The organism is Saccharothrix australiensis, assembly GCF_003634935.1.
GTDB classification, from domain to species: Bacteria; Actinomycetota; Actinomycetes; order Mycobacteriales; family Pseudonocardiaceae; genus Actinosynnema; species Actinosynnema australiense.
This window is the reverse complement of the sequence record NZ_RBXO01000001.1, coordinates 712943-735078: the sequence shown is the minus strand read 5'-3', so window position 1 is coordinate 735078 and position 22136 is coordinate 712943. Positions and strand designations below refer to the sequence as shown.

21 protein-coding genes are annotated in these 22136 nt (G+C 73.0%); 10 read left to right on the top strand and 11 right to left on the bottom strand.

Going from position 1 to position 22136, the window contains the following annotated elements:
• Positions 1-161: 161 nt before the first annotated feature.
• Together radA and C8E97_RS34265 are read right to left on the bottom strand one after the other, a co-directional pair.
• On the bottom strand, positions 162-1538 hold the full coding sequence (gene radA / locus C8E97_RS03575; RefSeq protein WP_121001599.1) for a DNA repair protein RadA: 1377 nt from the start codon (positions 1536-1538) through the stop codon (positions 162-164).
• Positions 1539-1705: 167 nt separating this feature from the next.
• Positions 1706-2437: a copper chaperone PCu(A)C domain-containing protein gene (locus tag C8E97_RS34265; protein ID WP_246018651.1), complete on the bottom strand. Its 732-nt coding sequence runs from the start codon at positions 2435-2437 to the stop codon at positions 1706-1708.
• 292 nt (positions 2438-2729) lie between these two features.
• Between C8E97_RS34265 and C8E97_RS03565 the strand changes: the two genes are divergently transcribed.
• From C8E97_RS03565 to C8E97_RS03520, 10 genes are all read left to right on the top strand, one after another.
• Entirely contained in the window at positions 2730-3218 is a 489-nt protein-coding gene (locus C8E97_RS03565) for a CarD family transcriptional regulator (RefSeq protein WP_065915127.1), read from the top strand.
• A gap of 39 nt (positions 3219-3257) precedes the next feature.
• Entirely contained in the window at positions 3258-3950 is a 693-nt protein-coding gene (ispD, locus tag C8E97_RS03560) for a 2-C-methyl-D-erythritol 4-phosphate cytidylyltransferase (protein WP_121001597.1), read from the top strand.
• Complete coding sequence (gene ispF, locus C8E97_RS03555) at positions 3947-4414, top strand: 2-C-methyl-D-erythritol 2,4-cyclodiphosphate synthase (RefSeq protein WP_121001595.1); 468 nt, start codon at positions 3947-3949, stop codon at positions 4412-4414. The genes ispD and ispF overlap by 4 nt, the downstream gene beginning before the upstream one ends.
• Positions 4415-4419: 5 nt before the next feature.
• Positions 4420-4815 (top strand): PPOX class F420-dependent oxidoreductase, encoded by a 396-nt coding sequence (locus C8E97_RS03550; protein ID WP_121001593.1) that lies wholly within the window; start codon positions 4420-4422, stop codon positions 4813-4815.
• A gap of 91 nt (positions 4816-4906) precedes the next feature.
• Positions 4907-5527 carry an HAD family hydrolase gene (locus C8E97_RS03545; RefSeq protein ID WP_211346903.1) on the top strand — a complete coding sequence of 207 codons (621 nt, stop codon included), beginning with the start codon at positions 4907-4909 and terminating at the stop codon, positions 5525-5527.
• A gap of 88 nt (positions 5528-5615) precedes the next feature.
• Entirely contained in the window at positions 5616-7004 is a 1389-nt protein-coding gene (gene cysS, locus C8E97_RS03540) for a cysteine--tRNA ligase (protein WP_121001591.1), read from the top strand.
• A gap of 4 nt (positions 7005-7008) precedes the next feature.
• Positions 7009-7980, top strand: a complete 972-nt coding sequence (rlmB, locus tag C8E97_RS03535) for a 23S rRNA (guanosine(2251)-2'-O)-methyltransferase RlmB (protein ID WP_121001589.1) — start codon at positions 7009-7011, stop codon at positions 7978-7980.
• Positions 7981-8112: 132 nt separating this feature from the next.
• Complete coding sequence (locus C8E97_RS03530; protein ID WP_121001587.1) at positions 8113-9534, top strand: MBOAT family O-acyltransferase; 1422 nt, start codon at positions 8113-8115, stop codon at positions 9532-9534.
• A 358-nt stretch (positions 9535-9892) separates the two neighbouring features.
• A complete protein-coding gene (locus C8E97_RS03525; RefSeq protein ID WP_121001585.1) occupies positions 9893-11119 on the top strand; it encodes an MFS transporter in 1227 nt (408 codons plus the stop codon).
• Between the two features lie 316 nt (positions 11120-11435).
• A complete protein-coding gene (locus tag C8E97_RS03520; protein WP_246018650.1) occupies positions 11436-12812 on the top strand; it encodes a GGDEF domain-containing protein in 1377 nt (458 codons plus the stop codon).
• Positions 12813-12834: 22 nt separating this feature from the next.
• On the opposite strand, the gene C8E97_RS03515 is transcribed toward C8E97_RS03520, so the two are convergent.
• From C8E97_RS03515 to C8E97_RS03475, 9 genes are all read right to left on the bottom strand, one after another.
• The gene (locus C8E97_RS03515; RefSeq protein WP_211346902.1) at positions 12835-15465 is read right to left on the bottom strand and encodes a fumarate reductase/succinate dehydrogenase flavoprotein subunit; all 2631 of its coding nucleotides are present in this window, start codon (positions 15463-15465) and stop codon (positions 12835-12837) included.
• A complete protein-coding gene (locus C8E97_RS03510) occupies positions 15462-16124 on the bottom strand; it encodes an ABC transporter ATP-binding protein (RefSeq protein ID WP_121010690.1) in 663 nt (220 codons plus the stop codon). Before C8E97_RS03510 ends, C8E97_RS03515 begins: the two co-directional genes overlap by 4 nt.
• A complete protein-coding gene (locus C8E97_RS03505; RefSeq protein WP_121001581.1) occupies positions 16121-16894 on the bottom strand; it encodes an ABC transporter permease in 774 nt (257 codons plus the stop codon). The genes C8E97_RS03510 and C8E97_RS03505 overlap by 4 nt, the downstream gene beginning before the upstream one ends.
• Positions 16894-18234, bottom strand: coding sequence for an ABC transporter substrate-binding protein (locus C8E97_RS03500; protein ID WP_121001579.1), 1341 nt, complete (start codon positions 18232-18234; stop codon positions 16894-16896). Before C8E97_RS03500 ends, C8E97_RS03505 begins: the two co-directional genes overlap by 1 nt.
• 14 nt (positions 18235-18248) lie before the next feature.
• Complete coding sequence (locus C8E97_RS03495; protein WP_121001577.1) at positions 18249-18476, bottom strand: ferredoxin family protein; 228 nt, start codon at positions 18474-18476, stop codon at positions 18249-18251.
• Positions 18477-18537: 61 nt separating this feature from the next.
• Positions 18538-19272 (bottom strand): GntR family transcriptional regulator, encoded by a 735-nt coding sequence (locus C8E97_RS03490; RefSeq protein ID WP_121001575.1) that lies wholly within the window; start codon positions 19270-19272, stop codon positions 18538-18540.
• Between the two features lie 154 nt (positions 19273-19426).
• Positions 19427-20266 (bottom strand): metal ABC transporter permease, encoded by an 840-nt coding sequence (locus C8E97_RS03485; RefSeq protein WP_121001572.1) that lies wholly within the window; start codon positions 20264-20266, stop codon positions 19427-19429.
• The gene (locus C8E97_RS03480) at positions 20266-21084 is read right to left on the bottom strand and encodes a metal ABC transporter ATP-binding protein (RefSeq protein WP_121001570.1); all 819 of its coding nucleotides are present in this window, start codon (positions 21082-21084) and stop codon (positions 20266-20268) included. The genes C8E97_RS03485 and C8E97_RS03480 overlap by 1 nt, the downstream gene beginning before the upstream one ends.
• On the bottom strand, positions 21081-22049 hold the full coding sequence (locus tag C8E97_RS03475) for a metal ABC transporter solute-binding protein, Zn/Mn family (protein ID WP_121001568.1): 969 nt from the start codon (positions 22047-22049) through the stop codon (positions 21081-21083). The genes C8E97_RS03480 and C8E97_RS03475 overlap by 4 nt, the downstream gene beginning before the upstream one ends.
• Positions 22050-22136 lie beyond the last annotated feature (87 nt).

Below are 22136 nucleotides of genomic sequence, written 5' to 3'. Positions count from 1 at the left end.
GACCCGGTGGGGCCGTGCCGCGACTCGTTCGCGGCACGGCCCCACCGGCTTTCCGGGGTTGTCCACAGCGCTGTCCACACCCGTGGACAACTTCGAACACATGTTCGGACGGATGCCCGCGCGAACCCGTCAGGCCCGTGCGACGGCTACGGCGGCCCGGCTCACTTCCGCAGCTTGAGCAGTTGCAGCGCCTCCATGAGGTCGTGCGCCACCAGCGCCCGCGTCTCCGGCGGCAGCGGGCCGGCGTCCGGCGGCACCAGCGCCTTCGTGTACCCCAGCCGGGCCGCCTCGGCGAGCCGGCGACCGACGCCGTTGACCCGCCGCAGCTCGCCCGACAGCCCGACCTCGCCGACCACCACCAGGTCGTGCGGCAACGGCTGGTCGCTCGCCGCCGACGCCACCGCCAGCGCGACCGCCAGGTCGACCGCGGGCTCCACGAGCCGCATCCCGCCGACCGTGGCGGTGAACACGTCCTTGTTGTGCAGCGACATCCGGCCGCGCTTCTCCAGCACGGCCAGCGCCATCGCCACCCGCGCCGAGTCGAGCCCGCTGACCGCGCGGCGCGGCGACGGCAGGTTGGTGGGCGTCACGAGCGCCTGCACCTCGCCCAGCATCGGCCGCTTGCCCTCCACGACCACCGTCACCGCCGTGCCGGTCACGTCCTGCTCGCGCCGGTTGAGGAACAGCCCCGAAGGGTCCGGCACGCCCACGATCCCGTCGTCGCGCAGCTCGAAGCAGCCGACCTCGTCCGCCGCCCCGTACCGGTTCTTGATGCCCCGGACGAGCCGCAGGCTGGAGTGCCGGTCGCCCTCGAACTGGAGCACCACGTCCACCAGGTGCTCCAGCACGCGCGGACCGGCCACCGAGCCGTCCTTGGTGACGTGGCCCACCAGCACGATCGGGAGCCCGCGCTCCTTCGCCAGCGCCACCAGGCCCGACGTCACCGCGCGCACCTGCGTGACGCCGCCCGGCGTGCCGTCCACCTCGGGCGAGGACATCGTCTGCACCGAGTCGACGATCAGCACGCCCGGCCGGACCGCCTCCACGTGCCCGTACACCGCCGCGAGGTCGCTCTCGGCGGCGAGGTACATCTGGCCGTGGATGTTCCCGGTCCGCTCGGCCCGCAGCCGGACCTGCCCGGCCGACTCCTCGCCCGTGATGTACAGCGAGGGCACCGCGCCCTTCACCGCCCACTGGTACGCGACCTCCAGCAGCAGGGTCGACTTGCCGACGCCGGGCTCGCCCGCCAGCAGCACCACCGCGCCGGGCACCAGGCCGCCGCCCAGCACCCGGTCCAGCTCGCCGACGCCCGTGCGCCTGGCCCGCGCCGACTCGACGTCCACCTCGCCGATCGGCCGCGCGGGCGAGCTGGGCGCGCCCGCCACCAGCCGGGTGCCCGCCGACCGGGTGACGCCGCGCTCCTCGACCGTGCCCCACGCCTGGCACTCCGGGCAGCGCCCCACCCACTTGGCCACCTCGTGGCCGCACTCGGCGCACCGGTAGCTCGTCGCCTTGGCGACCCGACCGTTCTTCACCACGGCACGCAGGCTAACGACCACCACCGACAGCGCCGCGCGCCCCCGAAAGGCGAAGACCCGCCACGCGGTGGTGGCGGGTCCTCGAAGAACGCGTGCGGTTCACCCGACCGGTCGAACCCCGGCGGTCGGGGCCCGACGGCCGGCGCCCGTCGACCGGGGCGCGCCGGTCAGTGCTCCGACGGTGCGTCGTGGCGCGGCTCGGGCGTGGCGCCGATCGGCACGTCCAGCGTCACCGGGCCGGCCTTCTCGAACAGGAACGTCACCTTCAGCGTCCGGCCGGGCCGCAGCTCCTTGGCGAGGTCCTTGAGCACGATCCGCACCTTGCCGGGCTCCACCGAGGTGTCGGCCGACGACGAGGGCCTGTCCGACCTCGACGGGAACACCGAGCTGACGCCGCCGATCGGCGACGTGGGCGTGGTGGTCGTGGCCCCGCTCGCCGGGGAGGCGGTCGTGGTGGCCGTCGACGGCGCGGACGACGAGCCCGACTTCGGCGTCGTGGTGGCCGCGTGGCCGTCCGCCTCGCCCTGCTCCGCGGCGGCCGAGATGGCCGTGCCCGGCTCCAGCTCGGCGTCGCCCGACACCTCGGCCGCGCCGCTGGTGTCGCTGGTCACCGAGATGAGCTTGTCGGCGTCCGTGCCGTTGTTCGCGATCACCACGAGCACCGGCGCGTCGTCGCCCGCGCGGTAGTGGCCCTCCGCGACCGGGAACCGGAGCTGGGCGTCCCGCACCGCGATGGCGCCCGCCTCACCGCTCGCGCCGTTGACCGCGGCGACCTGCGTGTCGGTCTGCGTCACCTGACCTGCGCTGCAACCCGCGACGGCCAGGGCGAGGCCGGCCGCCGCCGCGGCCACGAGGGCCAGGCGGCGAGGCGCTGGAAACTTCTGCTCTGCGCGACCCACGGCTGCTCGGATTCCTTCCGGTGTGCTGGCTGGGCGGGCCGTACCCGGTGTTGAGGCCGGTCGACCACCAGTCCAGGAGCCTAACCGGGCGGCGGATCAACCACCTCACGTGGTGCCCCACAGCTGATCGAGTCGTCCACAGTGGAGCCGCGCGCACCCCGTCCGTTGCACGCGACCGGGTGGTTTGTCAACCCCCCTCGCCCGCCCTGACCTGCGCTAACTGATCTCCGGACGCCGAAGAGGGGATTGCTCGGCGTGTTAGGATGGGGTTAGCGAAAGGGGCAGAGGACACATGGTTTTCAAGGTCGGAGAGACCGTCGTCTACCCGCACCACGGTGCCGCTCTCATCGAAGCAATCGAGACCCGTGTGATCAAGGGCGAGGAGAAGAAGTACCTCGTCCTCAAGGTCGCCCAGGGCGACCTCACGGTCCGCGTCCCCGCCGACAACGCCGAGATCGTCGGCGTGCGCGACGTCGTCGGCCAGGAGGGTCTCGACCGGGTCTTCGAGGTCTTGCGTGCTCCTCACACCGAGGAGCCGACCAACTGGTCCCGGCGGTACAAGGCCAACCTGGAGAAGCTCGCGTCCGGCGACGTGAACAAGGTGGCCGAAGTGGTGCGCGACCTCTGGCGGCGCGAGAAGGATCGCGGACTGTCCGCTGGTGAGAAGCGGATGCTGGCGAAGGCTCGACAGATACTGGTTAGCGAACTGGCGCTCGCCGAGGGCACCGACGAGGACAAGGCGGAGGTCCTCCTCGACGAGGTCCTCGCGACCGCGTCCTGACCCTCGACGCCCGCACGACGGAGAACAGAAGCCGCGAACATGGGTGTGGTCGCGCTCGTGCCCGCGGCGGGCCGGGGTGAGCGGTTGGGGCACCGGATGCCCAAGGCGCTCGTGCCGGTCGGTGGCGTACCGCTGCTGGCGCGTGCGGTGCGCGGCCTGTTCGAGGCCGGTTGCGTGCGGCACGTGGTCGTCGCCGCGCCGCCGTCCGACGTGGAAGTCGTGAACGAAGTCACCGCCCCGCTGGCCCCGGCCGGCGGGGCGGTGCACGTCGTGCCCGGTGGCGCGGAGCGCTCGGACTCCGTGCGCCTGGCCCTGCTCCACGCGTTGCGCGAGTTGCCCGGCACGACGATCGTCCTGGTGCACGACGCCGCCCGTGCGTTCACCCCACCGGGTGTGGTGAAGGCCGTGGTCGACGCGGTCGCCGCCGGTCACCCGGCCGTGATCCCGGTGCTGCCGGTGGCGGACACCGTGAAGCAGGTCGACGCGGGCGGCGTGGTCGTGGCCACCCCGGACCGGTCGGCGCTGCGCGTGGTCCAGACACCGCAGGGCTTCGACGCGCGGGTCCTGCTGCGGGCGCACGAGGCGGGCGGGCACGCCACCGACGACGCCGGGCTGGTCGAGCGCCTCGGCGTGCCGGTCGCGACGGTGCCGGGCCACCCGGACGCCCTGAAGATCACCACCCCGTTCGACCTGGCGGTCGCGGAGGCGCTGCTCGTGGGAGGCCAGGCGTGAGGGTCGGCATCGGCTCGGACGTCCACCAGGTGGAGCGCGGTCGGGACTGCTGGCTCGCCGGCCTGTTCTGGGAGGGCGTGGACGGCTGCGCGGGCCACTCGGACGGCGACGTCGCCGCGCACGCCCTGTGCGACGCCCTGCTGTCCGCCGCGGGGCTGGGCGACCTGGGCGCGGTCTTCGGCACCGGCGACCCGCGCTGGGCGGGCAGGCACGGCGTCGAGTTCCTCGCCGAGGTGCGCCGCCTGCTGGCCGACGAGGGGTACCGGGTGGGCAACGCGGCCGTGCAGGTGATCGGCAACGCACCCAAGGTCGGCAAGCGCCGCGCGGAGGCGCAGCAGGTGCTCTCGGCGGCCGTCGGCGGCCCCGTCTCACTGAGCGGGACGACCACGGACGGCCTCGGCCTCACCGGGCGCGGCGAGGGCGTCGCGGCCATCGCGACCGCGTTGATCGTTCCACTAGCCTGAGCCGCATGTCGATCACTCTCAGCGCGTCGACCCGTGCCCTGGTGGACGACCGGAACTACGCCACGATCAGCACGATCAACCCGGACGGCAGTCCGCACAGCTCGGTCATGTGGATCGAGCGCGACGGCGACGAACTGGTCTTCTCCACGCTGCGCGGCCGGCAGAAGGAGCGCAACCTGCGCCGCGACCCCCGGGTGAGCGTCAGCGTGTGGCAGCGGGACAAGCCGGAGGTGTACGTGGAGATCCGGGGCACCGTGACGATCACCGAGGACACCGACCGCTCCGTCGTGGAACGCCTGGCGCGGAAGTACCTGGGCGGGCCGTACCCGGAGGAGTCGCCGGACAGGGTCCGCGTGGTCCTGCGCGTCACGCCGACGAAGGTCACCGGCAACGCCGCCTGACCGCCGCGCGGCGCGGTCGGGGGGTGTGGCGTGCGTCCTGTCGCGCTCCGGGACCTTCAGCCGAGAGGTCCAGACCACGTAACGTGGCATCGTGACGAAGATCCGCGCCGTCCTCTTCGACTTCTCCGGCACGCTCTTCCGCCTGGAGCACGACTCGCTGGTCGAGCACGCCGACCTGCTGCGGGCGCTGACCGCGCCGGTCGGCGTGGCGGAGGGCCTGGACATCGACCCCGTGCAGTGGGAGCGCCGCGACCTCGACGGCGACCTGCACCGCGAGCTGCACCTGAAGGCGCTGACCGCGGTCGGCGCCGAGGACCCCGGCGACTTCTACGACCGGCTGTGCAGCCCGCCCTACTGGCAGCCCTACCCGGACACCGCGGCGGCCCTCGGCTGCGGGCTGCCGACCGCCGTGGTGAGCAACATCGCGTGGGACGTCCGGGCGGTCTTCGCCCGGCACGGCGTCGAGGGCCTGGTCGACGAGTTCGTCCTGTCCTACGAGGTGGGCAGCGTGAAGCCGGACCCGGCGGTGTTCCGGGTCGCCTGCGAGCGGCTGGGCGTCGAGCCGGCCGAGGCGCTGATGGTCGGCGACAGCGAGGAGGCCGACGGCGGCGCGGCGGCGATCGGCTGCCGGGTCGCGATCGTGCCGCCGCTGGAGACCGCCGAGCGGCCCGACGCGCTGCTCCGGGTGCTCCGCGAGCACGGGGTGGCTTAGTCGCGGGCACGCGGCATGGGCATTCGGCGCATGCACAATCGGGCGGGCGATTCAACCCCGGACGGCTGACGCCCGTACCATCACCGGGGTGAGCCTCCACTTGTACGACACCGCGAGCCGGTCCATGCGGGAGTTCATCCCGCAGGTCTCCGGAACGGCGTCGATCTACGTGTGTGGGGCGACCGTGCAGGGCGTGCCGCACATCGGCCACGTGCGCAGCGGGCTGAACTTCGACGTGCTCCGCCGCTGGCTGGCGCGCACGCACGACGACGTCCGCCTGGTGCGCAACGTCACGGACATCGACGACAAGATCCTCGCCAAGGCCGCCGAGCACGGTCGCCCGTGGTGGGAGTGGGCCTACGCGCACGAACGCGCGTTCGAGGACGCGTACACGGCGCTGGGCTGCCTTCCGCCGTCCTACGCGCCGCGCGCGACCGGCCACGTGACGCAGATGGTCGAGTTGATGCAGCGCCTCGTGGACCGCGGTCACGCCTACGCCGCCGGCGGTGACGTGTACTTCTCCGTCACCTCGTTCCCGGAGTACGGCGCGCTGTCCGGTCAGCGGCTCGACGAGGTGCACCAGGGCGAGTCGGCCGGGCAGGGCAAGCGCGACCCGCGCGACTTCACGCTGTGGAAGGCCGCCAAGCCCGGCGAGCCGTCGTGGCCGACGCCGTGGGGCCGGGGGCGGCCCGGCTGGCACCTGGAGTGCTCGGCGATGGCCACCGAGTACCTCGGCGGCACGTTCGACATCCACGGCGGCGGCATCGACCTGATCTTCCCGCACCACGAGAACGAGCAGGCGCAGTCGCGCGCGGCGGGCGACGGTTTCGCGCGGTACTGGATGCACAACGCCTGGGTGACGCTCAGCGGCGAGAAGATGTCCAAGTCGCTGGGCAACACGGTGGCCATCCCGACCATGCTGGAGCAGGTCCGCGCGCCGGAGCTGCGCTACTACCTGGTGGGGCCGCACTACCGGTCGACCATCGAGTACTCGCAGGAGGCGCTGGACGAGTCGGTGTCGGCGTACCGGCGCATCGAGTCGTTCCTGCGCCGCGTGGTCGAGCGCACCGGGGCCGTCGGCGACGGCGGTGACCTGTCCGGGGCGTTCGTGGCGTCGATGGACGACGACATGGGCACGCCGGGCGCGCTGGCCGCGATCCACCGGCGGGTCCGCGAGGGCAACACGGCGCTGGAGGCGTCCGACGACCTCGGCGCGCGGGCGGCGGCCGAGTCGGTGCGCGCGATGACCGGCGTGCTCGGCGTGGACCCGTTGCGCTGGGCGGACACCGCCGTCGACGGGTCGAGCGGCCGGAAGGCGCTCGCCACCCTGGTCGAGCACGTGCTGGAGGAGCGCGTGCAAGCCCGCAAGGAGAAGGACTTCGCCAGGGCGGACGCGCTGCGCGACCACCTGCTCCTGGCCGGGATCGCCGTCGAGGACACCCCCGACGGTCCGCTGTGGACGTTGAAGGACGACTGACCTCGTGGCAGGGAACTCCAAACGCCGGGGCGCCATGCGCAACCCCGGCTCCAAGAAGGGCGCGGTCGTCGGTTCCGGCGGGCAGAAGTCCAAGGGCTTGCAGGGCAAGGGACCGACGCCGAAGGCCGCGGAACGGCCCAACCACCCGGCGTACCGGCGGGCGCAGGCGAGCGCGAAGGCCGAGCAGGCGCGCGCGCAGCGCCGCAAGGCCGCCGAGAACGCGCCGGAGACCGTCGCGGGGCGCAACCCCGTGGTGGAGTGCCTGCGCGCGGGCATCCCGGCGACCGCGCTGTACGTGGCGCTGGGCATCGACGCGGACGACCGCGTCGCCGAGGCCGTGCAACTGGCCGCCGACCGGGGTATCTCGGTGCTGGAGGTGCAGCGCGGCGAGCTGGACCGCATCACCGGCGGCGCGATGCACCAGGGCCTGGGCCTCCAGGTGCCGCCGTACGAGTACGCGGAGCCGCGCGACCTGCTCCGGATCGCCCGCGAGTCCGGCTCGCCGCCGCTGCTGGTGGCGCTGGACGGCGTGACGGACCCGCGCAACCTCGGTGCCGTGGTGCGGTCGGCGGCGGCGTTCGGCGCGCACGGCGTGGTGCTGCCGCAGCGGCGCTCGGCGGGCATCACGGCGGTGGCGTGGCGCACCAGCGCGGGCACGGCGGCGCGGATGCCGATCGCGGTGGCGACGAACCTGACCCGGCAGTTGCGCGAGTGGGCCGACGCGGGCCTGATGGTCGTCGGCCTGGACGCGGACGGGACGGTCGACGTCGACGGCCTCGACCTGGCCACCGGCCCGCTGGTGGTGGTCGTCGGCTCGGAGGGCCGCGGCCTGTCGCGGCTGGTGCGGGAGACGTGCGACCAGACGGTGTCGATCCCGATGGCGGCGGGCGTGGAGTCGCTGAACGCGTCGGTCGCGGCGGGCGTGGTGCTCGCGGAGGTCGCGCGGCGGCGGCGATTGGACGTGCTCCGCCCCTGAGGCGCGCGGTGCGGGCCGGCGTCACCCCGAGGGGCGACGCCGGCCCGCCCGCACCCCGCCGGATGTGACGCTGGGCGATTTGTCACCCGATCGGTGACCTCGACGTCCATCCGCCGGATAAGGTCTCCCGCGATGTCCTTCGCCACCCCGCTGTTCCTGTGGTTCTTCCTGCCGGTCGTGCTCGCGACCGTCCTCGTCGCACCCCGGAGTCGGCGCAACGGCGTGGTGGCGGTCGCCAGCCTCTTCTTCTACTTCACCGGCGCGGGCGGCACGACCTTCCTGCTGCTCGGCGCGATGGTCCTGAACTACCTCGCGGGCCGCCGCCTGGAACCGGGCACGCCGGGCGACCGCAAGCTGGTCCTGGTCGGCGCGATCTGCGTCAACCTCGGCGTCCTGCTGGTCTGGAAGTACCTCGGGTTCGCGACCGAGCAGCTGCACGACATCGCCGCGCTGGTCGGCGCGGACCTGCCGGTGGTGCACCTGGCGCTGCCGATCGGCATCTCGTTCTACACGTTCCACCACATCTCGTACGTGGTGGACGTCTACCGGGGCGAGCGGCCCGCCCTCCGGGAGCCGGTCGCGTTCGTCACCTACATCGCGATGTTCCCGCAACTGGTGGCCGGCCCGATCGTCCGGTTCCGGGAGATCTCCGACCAGCTCCCGCAGCCCCGCCTGCACCGCTGGGACGACATCGCGGCGGGCTTCCCGCGGTTCGCGCTGGGCCTGTGCAAGAAGGTCGTCATCGCCGACTCGCTGGCACCGCTGGTCGACGCCTGCTTCGCCACGCCCGACGACCGGATGACCTCCGCGATCGCCTGGCTCGGCGCGATCGGCTACACGCTGCAACTGTACTTCGACTTCTCCGGGTACTCGGACATGGCGATCGGCCTGGGTCGGATGCTCGGGTTCCGGCTGCCGGAGAACTTCGCGCGCCCGTACTCCTCCGTGACCATCACCGAGTTCTGGCGGCGCTGGCACATGTCGCTGTCCCGCTGGTTCCGGGACTACGTCTACATCCCGCTGGGCGGCAACCGGGGCGGTGTGCTGCGCACCTACCGGAACCTGGCGATCGTTTTCGTGCTCACCGGTTTCTGGCACGGCGCGAACTGGACGTTCCTCGCGTGGGGTTTGTTCCACGGCGCGCTGCTGGTTCTGGAACGCCGTTTCGGATGGGATTCGGCACCGACCGCGACGCGTGCCCGAATTGTCCGTCGAACGCTGACGATGTTGCTCGTGGTAATCGGCTGGGTGTTCTTCCGATCAGCCGACCTGGGTGACGCGTTCACCATCATCGGGCACCTGCTCGTGCCCGATTTCGGCGGACTCGGGGAAGCCGTCGCCGCCGCCGCGACCAATCAGCGGGTGCTGCTGCTGGTGCTCGCGCTGGCGATTGTCGTCCTGCCCGCCCACCCCGTGACCGGGCCGTACCTGGAGTCCTCCAGGGACCGGATCGCGGTAGCCGCTAGGGTGTCCTTGATGACGCTGGGCGTCGGCTATGCGGCGATCCTGGTCGCGAGCGGGACGTTCAGCCCGTTCCTGTACTACCAGTTCTGATGATCGACCGGCACGGCTGGGCGGGAATTGCCGAACCGGCGCGGCCGACGGCTCGGCGCCCCGCACGAACGCGCCGGCCCGTCCGGGCCGGCCGCGCGACGACCAATGGAGGTCGCCCTGACGCAGGGTAGGCGGGCATTGCCCACGTCGGGCCACGTACCGTCAACTGTCAAGAATGGGTGAGGTACTTTTCCCCATTGTAACTACTTTATGTAACTGATCTGGTCCGTTCGGGTACACACTGTGGTAGGACAGAGATTGCACAACCAGCAGCTTCTACCGTGCTAACCGGGATAATTGTTACTTCGGGTGGGGGTAACGTGACTCACTCAACGGGGCCGACCGACCTGGAGGAGTGGTGACTTCCGGGGGGACCATCCGCGCCCTCGTGGGCAACCGCGAGTTCCGCGGGCTGTGGATCGGCTCGACGGTGTCCACCGCGGGCGACCAGCTCGCGGCCGTGGCGCTGTCACTCCTGGTGTTCGAGCGCACGAAGTCGCCCGCGTGGACCGCCCTCACCTGGTCGCTGACGCTGCTCCCGTCCCTGGTGTCCGGGCCGCTGCTGGGCTGGGTCGCCGACCGGTACCCGCGCCGCACGGTGATGATCTGCTGCGCCTGGCTCCAGGCCGCGCTGGTCGGCCTGATGGCGCTGCCCGGCGTGCCGTTGTGGATCATGATAGTCCTGCTGGTCCTCGTCCTCATGGTCGCCTCCCCCTTCCTGTCCGCGCAGGAGGCGAGCCTCCCGTCCGTGCTGCCGGGCAAGCGCTACGACGACGGCGTCGCGCTGTTCGGCACCTCGGTGGACGTCGCCCAGATGGCCGGTCTCGCCGCGGCGGGCTTCCTCGTGACGGAGACCGGGCCGCGCCTGGCGCTGGTGCTGGACGCGGCCACGTTCGTGCTGGTCGCGGTCCTGGTGCAGCTGTCGGTGCGGTCCCGCCCGGCCGCCGACCCGCGCGGCCGGGCGCTTCGGGAAGCCGAAGGCGGGAAGGGAGCTTTCGCGCTGCTCGTCACTGAGCCGCGGTTGCGCTCTCTTATGGGTATGCGCCTTTTGGCCGGCATCGCGATGGTGCCCGAGGGGCTCGCCGTGCCGCTGGCCGCGAGCCTGGACGCGGTGTGGGCCGTCGGCCTCATCCTGGCCATCGAGCCGGCCGCGAACGTCCTGGGCGTCGCCGTGCTGTTCCGCCTCGTCCGCGATCCGGCGAAACGCGAGCGGCTCATCGGCCCGCTCGCCATACTGTCCCTGGCGCCGCTGGTCATGTTCGCGCTCCAGCCGAACCTGACCTGGACGATCGCCCTGCTCGTGGTGGCCGGCATGGCCGGCGCGTACCACACGCCCGCCAGGTCGGCGTGGATGCGCATCGTCCCGGACGCCTACCGCGGGCGGGCCCACGGCATCGCGCGGACGGCGCTGCGGAGCAGCCAGGGAGGCGGCATGGCGCTCGCCGGCGTGGTGGCGCACGCGGTCGGGTCGGTGACGGCGACGCTCGCCGGCGCGGGCGTCGTCGGGGTGCTCCTCGCGGGGCAGGCGACCGTAGCCTGGAACCGCGCACGGGCGAAGAGCGACCCGAACACGGTGACCACATGAAACGGACTCATCATGAACGGCGATTCCCATGACGAGGCGTTCGTGTGCTCTCCGCGAGAACGCACGCACGTACGGTGAAGTTTCGGACCGGGCTCAAGGAGAGCGGATGGGGTCACCACTCGCGGTTACGCATGGCAGACACTCCTCTACGCGCGACTTGGGTACCAAGGGGGGCCGTAAGGCCGACGCCGCGCCGGCGGGTCAGCGCGCTGCGGCGGCATGAGTGTAGGGGGACGTGGTGAAGAACAGTTTGCCTGACCACGAGCCGTCCGCGACAGTCACGTGGCGTCTGAGTCGGAACTGGGACCTTTGGTCCTTGCGCCGTACCGCGATCGCGTACATCCTTTCCGTCGAACTGGCGGTGGCGATCGCCGCCATTTGGCTGCTGCCCACGCTCGGTTCCACCACGACCACGGAGTGGTTCCGGTTCGCCGCGCTCGTGCTGGCCGTCACCGTCCACCTCACGATCGTGCGCCGGGCCGAGGAATCGCGCCGGGACGAATCCGCCGGTCCGTACTTCGACCTCACGTCGGTCTGGACTTTCGCGGCGGCGATCGTACTGCCCGCGGCGATGGCCGTGCTGGTGGCCGTGTGGTTGCGGATCGTGCTGTGGCCGATCGCCCGGCGGCAGCCGTACCGGTTCGTGTTCACCTCCGCCCACATCGTGGCGAGCACGGTGCTCGCGAACGCCGCCGTGCACCTCTCCGGACTGTCCCTGGCGGCCTCGGGTCAGTTCCTGATGGACTTGGCGCTGCTGTCCATGTTGGTCGTCGTCGCGGCGCTGTACTGGTTCGTCCAGGTGCTGCTGATGACGGTGGCGCTGAAGATCGTCAACCCGCAGACCCGGTTCGTGGACTCGCTGGGCTCCCGCAACGACAACATGCTGGAGATGACGACGCTGGGCGTCGGCGCGATGCTCGGGATGCTGGTCGCCACGCACTGGGTCGCGCCGCTGCTGCTGGCCGTGCCGGTGATCCTGGTGAACGCCTTGCTGCACCGCGCGTCGGAACGCCAGGCGCACCTGGAGCGGCTGGTCGCGGAGCAGCACAAGGCGCACCTCCAGCTGACCAAGGACGCCCACACCGACTACCGGACGGGCCTGTTCAACACCAACGGCTTCAGCGAGCACGCGAACAGGCTGACCGAGCGCTGCCGGCACGCGGGGCAGCCGGTGGCGGTGCTGGCGATCGACCTGGACCACTTCAAGCGCATCAACGACACCTGGGGCCACCCGGCGGGAAACGCGGTGCTGGCCGAGGTGGGCCGCATCCTGCGGGAGAAGCTGCGGCCGGGCGACGTGGCGGGCCGCGACGGCGGCGAGGAGTTCGTCGTCGTGCTGGCCGACACGGGCCTGACCCAGGGCACGGCGATCGCCGAGCGCGTCCGGGAGGCCATCGCCGAGATGTCCGTCGTGACCACCGACAAGCACCGCAACACCGTAACCCTGCGCGGGCGCAACCTGCCGCTCACCGAGGACGGGCCGGAGGTGCGGGCCATCTCGGCGTCCATCGGCGTGGCCGTCGTCCCGGACAACGGCGACTGCCTGATGGCCGCGCACCACAGCGCCGACGCGGCGCTCTACACGGCCAAGGAGAACGGCCGCAACCAGGTCCGCGTCGCCGGCATCGACCTCCACCCGCGCCGCCTGCCCGCGCCGCGCGTCGACGAGCCCGAGGTGACCCGCTCCGCCTGAGCGGCCGCGCCGGGGCGGCCGGTCACCTCCCTCCGGCCGCGCGGAGGGCTTGGCGCGCGTAGGCGCGCACGTCCGCGTCCGTGTCATCCAGCGCCCGTTCCAGCGCATCCGCGACCTCGGGCCGATCGGCCCACCGCGCGAGTACCCGCGCCGCGGCTTTCCTAACGTCCAGGTCGACGTCGTCCAGGCAGCCCACCACCGGTTCCGGCGCGCCCACGGCCCACACCGCGCCCACCCGCACCCGCCAGGCCGGGTCGGACAGCGCCGCGCGGGCCGGCTCGCGCAGCTCCGGGAACCCCGCGCCCGCCTCCAGCGCCGCCGCCCTGACCAGCTCGTCCGGGTCGCCGGCCAGCTCGACCAGCACGTCCGGCCCGGCCCGCAGGCCGCCCAGTCCCTCGGCCGCCCGCACCCGCACCTCGCGCTCCGGGTCCCGCGCCGCCCTGGCGAGCGCGTCGACCGCCCGCACCGCCACCAGGCCGCGCACCGCGGCCAGCCGCGCGGCCGGCGACGGGTCGTCCAGGGCCGCGGCGTAGGTCGGCTCGTCGCCGAGCCGCAGCGCCCACAGCACCTCCAGCGCCACCGCCCGCGACGGCGACGTGGCCAGGGCCCGGCGCAGCTCGGCACCGGCCGGCACGACCTCGACCAGCTCCCGCAGCCCGGCGCCCGCCGCCGCGCGCACCTCCGCGTCCTCGTCCGCCATCGCCGTGACCAGCGCGAACTCGAATCCGGGCGGCACCACCTCGGTCAGCAGCGCGACGGCCGCGCGCCGCACGGCGGGGTCCGGGTCGGCCAGGTGCGGCTCGATCGCCGCCAGGTCGGGCTGCGCGTCGGCCAGCGCCAGCAGCTCCAGCAGGCGGGCGGACCCGCCGCCCACCGGTCCGCGCGCCGGCGTCGCCGCGGTGGGCGGCGCCGACACCGACCGCCCGGCCAGCACCTCGACCTCGCCGGCGGGCGGCGTGAGGCCGTCCACCGGCACCAGGTAGGGGGCCACCGGGCGCTTGACGAACTCCATCCCGCCGGACGCGCCCTTGCGCAGGTTGAGGTGGTAGAACCACTCGGCGTCGTCCCGCGCCGGCAAGTCCACCCGTTCGTGGTACAGGCCCCACCGGCTCTCCGCGCGGGTCAGGGACGCGTGGGCGGCCATCTCCGCGCAGTCCCGGATGAACGTCACCTCCGCGCACCGCATCAGCTCGTGCGGTGTCCGCGCGCCCATCCCGGCGATCTCGCCCGACATCCGCGCGAACGCCTCCAGCGCCAGCTCCAGCCGCGTCCCGGTCTTGGGCGGGGCCACGTAGTCGTTCACGAACCGCCGCAGCTTGTACTCGACCTGCGGCTGGGGCGGGCCGTCCGGGTTGCGCAGCGGGCGGTAGACCAGCTCGTGCGCCTCGGCGACCTGGTCCTCGGGCAGCTCGCCCGGCGCGACGGCGGAGGCGGCGGCGTCCGCGCCCGCCAGGTCGCCGAACACGAACGCGCCCAGCATGTAGTTGTGCGGCACGCAGGCGAGGTCGCCCGCCGCGTACAGGCCGGGCACGGTCGTCCGCGCGTGCTCGTCCACCCACACGCCGGACGCGGAGTGCCCGCCGCACAGCCCGATCTCGGAGATGTGCATCTCGACGTCGTGGGTGCGGTAGTCGTGGCCGCGTCCGCTGTGGAACGTCCCGCGCGTGGGTCGTTCCGTGGTGTGCAGGATGTTCTCCAGCGCCGCGACGGACTCCTCCGGCAGGTGCGTGGTGCGCAGGTACACCGGGCCGCGGTCGGACGCGATCTCCGCCGCCACCTCGGCCATCATCTGCCCGGACCAGTAGTCGCAGTCCACGAACCGCTCGCCCAGCGCGTTGACCTGGTACGCGCCGAACGGGTTGCCCACGTACGCGCACGCGGGTCCGTTGTAGTCCTTGATCAGCGGGTTGACCTGGAAGCACTCGATGCCGGACAGCTCGGCGCCCGCGTGGTAGGCCATCGAGTAGCCGTCGCCCGCGTTGGTCGGGTTCTCGTAGGTGCCGTAGAGGTAGCCGCTGGCGGGCAGGCCGAGCCGGCCGCACGCGCCGGTCGCGAGGACCACCGCGCCCGCCGACACCGTCACGAACTCGCCGGTGCGGGTGTTGAACCCGGCCGCGCCGACCGCGCGCCCGCCCGACACGAGCACGCGCACGGGCATCACGCGGTTCTCGATCCGGACGCGCGACCGCACGGACCGCTCGCGCAGCACCCGGTACAGCACCTTCTTCACGTCCTTGCCCTCGGGCATCGGCAGCACGTACGAGCCGGACCGGTGCACCTGGCGGACGTGGTACTCCCCCGCCGCGTCCTTCTCGAACTTCACGCCGTACCGCTCCAGCCGCCGCACCATCGCGTACCCGCGGGTCGCGGTCTGGAGCACGGTCCGCTGGTCCACGATCCCGTCGTTGGCGCGCGTGATCTCGGCGACGTAGTCGGCGGGCGACGCCTTGCCCGGTATGACGGCGTTGTTGACGCCGTCCATGCCCATCGCCAGCGCGCCGGAGTGCCGGACGTGCGCCTTCTCCAGCAGCAGCACGGACCGGCCGTGCTCGGCGGCGGTGAGGGCGGCCATCGACCCGGCCGTGCCGCCGCCGATCACCAGCACGTCGCAGGACAGCGGAACCCGTTGTGCCACCGGGGGGATCTCCATCATCCCAACACCTCCAGGATCGCCTCGCGCCGCACGTCGACCTCGCCCGCGCCGAGCACCACCACCCGGTCGCCCAGCAGCACCGCCTCGTCCACGTCGTGCGTGACGAAGATCGTCGTCGTCCCGGTCTCCCGCAGCACCTCGACCACCAGCCCCTGCATCGCCGAGCGGGTCCGCGCGTCCAGCGCGCCGAACGGCTCGTCCATCAACACCACCTCGGGCCCCTGCGCGAGCGCACGGGCGAGCTGCACCCGCTGGCGCATCCCGCCGGACAGCTCGCGCGGCAGGTACCGCTCGAAGCCGGCCAGCCCGACCCGGTCCAGCCAGCCGCGCGCCCGCTCCCGTCGCTCCACTGTGGACACGCCCTGCAACGCCAGCGGCAGTTCCACGTTCTTCAGCGCGCTGCGCCACGGCAGCAGCCCGTCGTCCTGGAACACCACCGCCCGGTCCCGCGAGGCGCCGCGCACCGGCACGCCGCCCACCAGCACCCGCCCCGACGTGGCGGGCAGCAGGCCCGCGATCACCCGCAGCAGCGTCGACTTGCCGCACCCGGACGGCCCGGCCACGACCAGCAGCTCGCCGTCGGCGACCCGGAGGTCCAGGTCCCGCAGCACCGGCGACCGGCCGTACCCGGCGGTCAGCCCCTCGACCAGCACGCTCACGACCGCGCCTCCCGCCGGGGCAGCCACCGGGTGGCGCGGCGGCCGAGCAGCTCCACCGCGGCCGACGTGAGCCAGCCCAGCAGGCCGATGGTGACCATGCCGACGATCACGCCGGGGTAGTCCACCACCGTGTACGCCTGCCAGGTGCGGTAGCCGACGCCGAACTGCCCGGAGATCATCTCCGCGGAGATGACGCAGATCCACGACACGCCCATGCCGACCGAGAGGCCGCCGAACACGCCGGGCAGCGTGCCCGGCAGCACGACCTTGACCAGCACCTGCCACCGGCCGCCGCCCATCGTGCGCACCGCGTCCTCCCAGCTCGTCGGCAGCGCGCGCACCGCGTGCCGGGTGCTGACCAGGATCGGGAAGAACGCGGCCACGAAGGTGATGAACACGATGCCCTGCTCGTCGGTCGGGAACAGCAGGATCGCGATCGGCACCAGCGCGATCGCCGGTATCGGCCGCACCACCTCCAGCACCGGTCCCAGGACGTCGCCCAGCAGCCGGGACCGCGCCACCGCGACGCCGAGCGCCGTCCCGAGCACGGCCGCGAGCAGGAAGCCGGACCCGATCCGCGCCAGGCTGCTCGCGAGGTCCTCGTAGTACTCCGGCAGCCGCACCTGCCGCGCGAACCGCTCCGCCACCTCCACCACGGTCGGGAGCTGGTCGAACCGCAGCCACACCCGCGCGCCGGTGGCCGTCAACACCTGCCACAGCGCCAGTCCCGCCGCGAGCGAGACCGCCCGCAGCACCCACCGACCCGGCATCACGCCTCCGCCAACGCCTGCTCGTAGGACAGCACCGGACCGCGCTCGGCCGCGGCGGCCTCCGTCGTGAACGGGAGCAGCCGGTCGCCGTCGCGCACCCAGAAGGAGTGCTCGGCGAACCACCGGGTGCCCGTCGCCGCGTCCGGCACGTACGCCGCCCGCACCGCGCGGCCCGCCTGCTTGACCTGCCGGAGCAGGCAGTCCGGCGTGGCCGCCGGGCGCGTGCCCGCCTCGCCCTCGAACCACACCTCGCCCGCCGTGGCGGGGTCGCCGACCTCGACGCCGCACACCGGGTCGACGCCGGTCACGCGCGCCGGATTGACCAGGTCCTCGGTGCCGGCGAACACCGACCGCAGCGGTCCGTCGTCGACGAACCGGTCGACGTCGAGCGGTTCGATGTCGCCGATCGAGCGCAGCAGCGGCACGTCGTCCCGCAACGCCGCGCGCAGCACGGACTTCAGCGACAGGTCGAACGTCGCGATGCCGTTCGGTCCGTTGTAGAGGTAGACCACCTCGGGCGGCAGGCCCGTCACGCGGGCCACGACCTCCGCGGCCTCCAACGGGGCGCGGTGCAGGTACTCCGTCGCGTCGAGCTGCGCCCGCAGGAACTCCGCCAGCACGTCCGGGTGCGCCGCGGCGAAGGGCCCGCGCACCACGACGCCGTGCAGCGTGGGGAAGTCCAAGGCCGCCCCGTCGTAGAGCACCTTGGCCTGCCCCGCGAACACGAGCTGCCCCGGCCACGCCACGAACTGCGACAGCGCCGCCACCCCGCCGCCCTGCAACGCCGACGCGCCGACCGACGGCTGGTGGTTCTCCACCGTCACCTGGACGCCGCCCAACGCCCGCACCAGCGTCCCGTGCCCGGCGGACCCGACGCTCGTGGACACCTTCCGCCCGGCCAGGTCGGCGAGCGTGCGCGCGGGCGAGTCCGGCCGCACCACCACCATGTTCAGCGCGCCGCGCGCGTTGTAGCCGGTGACCGACACCATCCGGCTGCCCTCGCCGCCGCGCTGCCGGGTGCGCGAGCCGTTGATGAGCAACGGGTAGTCCCCCATCGACCCGATGTCCACCTTGCCCGCGACCATCTGCGCGGTGATCGGCGCGCCGGTGTCGTAGTCCTGCCAGACGACCTCGTACCGGCGGCCGGTGCGGTCACCCAGGCCCGCGAGCCTCCGTTCGAGGAAACCCTTCTCCCGCAACAGGGTTCCGGCGGTCACCGTGTTGATGGTCTTGGACTGGTACCCGATCACGACCGGCACGGCGTCGCCGGACGCCCCGCCCGTGCCGCACGCCGGCACCGACACGGCCGCGAGCAGCGCCACGGCCAGGAGCTTGCGCATCGCCGGAACTCCTCTCACCGCAGCAAATAGGGCATGTTGATGTGGACCGCGCCGGTCGGGCACCGCGCGGCGCACGGACCGCAGTACCAGCACTCGTCCACGTGCATGTGCGCCTTGCCGGTCTCGGGGTGGATGGCCAGCGAGTCCAGCGGGCACATGTCCACGCACAGCCGGCAGCCGGCCACGCAGAGCGATTCGTCGATCGTCACCGGCACGTCGACGCGGTGGTTCACCAGGGCCATGACGGGTGTGCTCCCCTTCTCGTGGGCGCGCCGCCTTCGGGCGCCCGAGCCTGCCGAGACGTCAGTCGCGGCGATCCAGCACCGCGCGCATCGTCAACCGGTCGCCGCGCAGCCGGATGAACTCCAGGTCGACCGGGCGGCCGTCGGCGAAGTGGCTCAGCCGCTCCACCACCAGCAGCGCCGCGCCCCTGGGCACCTCCAGCACGGTCGCGGAGTGCAGGTCGGCGTTGACCGCCTCCAGCGCCACGTCGGCGGCGCCGAGCCGCTGCCCGGAGGTCTGCTCGATGAGCGAGAAGATGTCGTGGTTGCGCAGGTCCTGCGCCAGCAGCGGCGCGCCGACGTCCACCGGCAGGTAGGTCAGGTCGAGCGACAGCGGCAGGCCGTCGAGCCGGCGCAGGCGTTCGACGTAGACCACCGGTTCGCCGTCGGCGAGCCGGAGCCGCCGCGCGACCGACGAGGGCGGCCTGATCGGCCCGGCGGCGCGGATGTCGTTGGTGACCTCGCCCTGCTCGTGCAGGGTCTCGGCGAGGCCCATCAGCCGGTCGAGGCCGTGCACGCACTTCTCGGTCACCACGACGGTGCCCACGCCGGGCACGCGCTCGATCAGGCCCTCCTCCCGCAGCAGGGCCAGCGCTTCGCGGATGGTGTTGCGGGACGCGGAGAACTCGGCGGCGAGGAACCGCTCGTCGGGCAGGACGCCGTCCGGGTAGGACCGTTGGACGACCTGCCTGCGGATCACGTCGGCCGCCTGGCGCGCCCGGTCGGCCCGCAGGCGCCGCTCCGGTGCGCTGCTCATGCGGCACAGTCTGGGTCACCGATCGCGAACGGACCGTTACGCGCCGGTTACGCCACCCCGTTCGACCGGGTCACGGGCGCTGACCTGCGCAAGTCCGACCGCGGGCGCGCCGCTGCGCCACCAGGTCGCCGTCCCACCTGGTGGACGGCCGGTGTCAGGCGTCCGCGCGCGACCGCGCACGGCCGAAAGCTCGGCACACGAGGTATATCAGGAACGACACCGCCGTGACGAACGCGCTCACCGGCACGCCCGGCGCGAGCGACAGCAGGATGCCCAGCAGCACCGCCGCCTCGGCGAACACCACGGCCAGCACGGTCGCCTTGACCGGCGACGCCGTCACGCGGGTCGCGGCGGCGGCGGGCGTGATCATCAGGGACAGCACGAGCAGCGCGCCGACGACCTGCACGCTCAGCGCCGTCGCCACGCCGACCAGCACCGCGAAGACCACCGAGAGCACGCGGACCGGGACGCCGCGGGCCGTCGCCACCGCCGGGTCGACCGAGGCGAAGTGCAGCGGCCGGTAGATGACCGCGAGCACGGCCAGCACGGCGACCGACGAGCCGACCAGCAGCCACAGGTCCGTGGAACCGACGCTGACGATCTGGCCCGTGAGGAGGCCGAACTTGTTCGCCGACCGTCCCTTGTAGAGGTAGAGGAACAGCACGCCCAGCCCGAGGCCGAACGCCAGGATCGCGCCGATCACCGAGTCGCGGTCGGAGTCGCGCCGCGACAGCAGGCCCAGCAGCAGCGCCGCCACGACCGCGCCGGCCAGCGCGCCGTACCCGACGCCGACGCCGACCAGCAGCGCCGCCGCCGCGCCGGTGAACGCCAGCTCGGACGTGCCGTGCACGGCGAACGCCATCTTGCGGGTCACCACCAGCGGCCCGAGCAGGCCCGCGACCACGGCGAGCACCGCGCCCGCGATCAGCATCTGCCGGACGAACCCGTACCCGAGCAGCTCGAAGGTCAGCGACAGGTCGAAGAAGTTCTCCATCAGCCCTCATCCGCCACGTGGTGCGGCTCGTCCTCGCACACGTGCTGCGCGCCGACCACGTGGATCTGGTCGCGCACCCGGACCACCTCGACGTTCGTGCGGTACAGCTCGGACAGCACCGCCGAGGTCATCACCTCGGCCGGGGCGCCGATCCGGAACCGGCCGTCCACCAGGTACAGCACCCGGTCGACCAGCGGCAGGATCGGGTTGATCTCGTGGGTCACGAACAGGACCGCCGTGCCCGCGGCGCGCCGCCGCCGGTCGATCAGGTCGCTGACCACCCGCTGGTGCGCGAGGTCGAGCGACAGCAGCGGCTCGTCGCACAGCAGCACGGCGGGGTCGCCGACCAGGGCCTGCGCCACCCGCAGGCGCTGCTGCTCCCCGCCGGACAGCAGGCCGACCGGCTCGTCGGCGTACCGGGTCGCGCCCACGGCGGCCAGCGCCTCGTCCACCCTGGCCCGGCGGGTGCGCCGGTTGCGCCAGCCCAGGCCCCAGCCGTGCCCGTCGAGGCCGAAGCCCACCAGGTCTCGGCCGCGCAGCGTGAGCGACGGGTCCACCGCGCGCTGCTGCGGCACGTACCCGATGCGGCGGTTCCCGCCGGCGACGTGCACGGTGCCCGCCGACAGCGGCTGGAGGCCGAGCAGGACGCGCATGAGGCTGGTCTTGCCCGAGCCGTTGGGCCCGAGCACGGCGACGAACTCGCCGGGCGCGACGTCGAGGTCCAGCCCGTCCCACAGCACCCGGTCCCCATAGGACAGCCGTGCGCCGCGCAGCGCCACGGCGCCGCGCACGGGCGTGTCCGTCACCTGTGCGGTCATCCGCGCAGCGCGCCCGTCAGCGCGTCCACCTGCTTCGTCATCCAGTCAAGGTAACCCGTGACGCCCTCCGGCAGCGTTTCGGTGACCTCCACCACGGGCACACCGGTCTGCCGGGCCTTCTCCACGACCTGCTTGACCGCGGTGTTCTCCGTCTGCACGTTGTGGACGACCGCCACGACCTGCTTCTGTTCCACCAGTCGGGTGACCTCGGCGAGCGCGGCGGCGGGGATGTCCGTCTCGCCCTCCACGGCCTCGCTGAACGTCTCGGGCGTGGCGTCCTGCGCGCCGGCGGCGTCGAGGAGGTAGTGCGCGACCGGCTCGGTCTCCAGGACCTTCCCGCCCTTGGCCGCGCCCTCGACCCGCCGGTGCAGCTCGTCGAGCTGCCGCCCGAACTCGGCGGCGTTCGCGGTGAACGCGTCCTTCTTGTCGGGCGCGATGCCCGCCAGGTCGGCGGCGGCCTGGTCGGCGACCTTGCGCACCGTGCCGAGGTCGTACCAGACGTGCTCGTTGACGCCGTGGTCGTGGCCGTGCGCCTCTCCGGTGTGCCCCGGCTCCTCGTGCCCCGGCTCCTCGTGCTTGGGCTCCTCGTGGTCGGACGCCTTGCCCGACAGCGGGAACGCCTCGATCTTCCGCGCGCCCTCGGTCTCGGCGGTGAGCAGGGAGGCGAAGAAGTCGTCGTAGCCGCCGCCGTTGAACACGACGAGCCGGGCGTCCTTCACCGCGGCCACGTCGGACGGCTTGCTGTTGTAGGAGTGCGGGTCGCCCGACGGGTCGTTGATGATCGCGGTGACGTCGACCGCGTCGCCGCCGACCGCCCGCACCACGCTCCCCCACACGTTGGTCGAGGTGACGACCTTGATCCTGCCGTCCGCCGCGGGCGTGGCGGGGTCGCCGCCGCAGGCGGTGAGGGCGACGGCGGCGGTCACGGCGGCGACCGCGCCGAGCATCGCGTTACGGACGGTCATGGTCGGGCTCCTCGACTGGCTGATCTATAGGCAATGGAAACCGTTGTCGAGTTCAGTCTAGAACGCTCCGCCACCGGGGTGTCCACC

Excerpts from the sequence above, each read along its gene's own strand:
- ispD (WP_121001597.1), top strand. The coding sequence starts at position 3,258 with ATGGGTGTGGTCGCGCTCGTGCCCGCGGCGGGCCGGGGTGAGCGGTTG.
- C8E97_RS03565 (WP_065915127.1), top strand. The coding sequence starts at position 2,730 with ATGGTTTTCAAGGTCGGAGAGACCGTCGTCTACCCGCACCACGGTGCC.
- C8E97_RS03475 (WP_121001568.1), bottom strand. The coding sequence starts at position 22,049 with ATGACCGTCCGTAACGCGATGCTCGGCGCGGTCGCCGCCGTGACCGCC.
- C8E97_RS03485 (WP_121001572.1), bottom strand. The coding sequence starts at position 20,266 with ATGGAGAACTTCTTCGACCTGTCGCTGACCTTCGAGCTGCTCGGGTAC.
- C8E97_RS03515 (WP_211346902.1), bottom strand. The coding sequence starts at position 15,465 with ATGATGGAGATCCCCCCGGTGGCACAACGGGTTCCGCTGTCCTGCGAC.
- C8E97_RS03530 (WP_121001587.1), top strand. The coding sequence starts at position 8,113 with ATGTCCTTCGCCACCCCGCTGTTCCTGTGGTTCTTCCTGCCGGTCGTG.
- C8E97_RS03500 (WP_121001579.1), bottom strand. The coding sequence starts at position 18,234 with ATGCGCAAGCTCCTGGCCGTGGCGCTGCTCGCGGCCGTGTCGGTGCCG.
- C8E97_RS03495 (WP_121001577.1), bottom strand. The coding sequence starts at position 18,476 with ATGGCCCTGGTGAACCACCGCGTCGACGTGCCGGTGACGATCGACGAA.
- C8E97_RS03505 (WP_121001581.1), bottom strand. The coding sequence starts at position 16,894 with ATGCCGGGTCGGTGGGTGCTGCGGGCGGTCTCGCTCGCGGCGGGACTG.
- C8E97_RS03490 (WP_121001575.1), bottom strand. The coding sequence starts at position 19,272 with ATGAGCAGCGCACCGGAGCGGCGCCTGCGGGCCGACCGGGCGCGCCAG.
- C8E97_RS03480 (WP_121001570.1), bottom strand. The coding sequence starts at position 21,084 with ATGACCGCACAGGTGACGGACACGCCCGTGCGCGGCGCCGTGGCGCTG.
- C8E97_RS03550 (WP_121001593.1), top strand. The coding sequence starts at position 4,420 with ATGTCGATCACTCTCAGCGCGTCGACCCGTGCCCTGGTGGACGACCGG.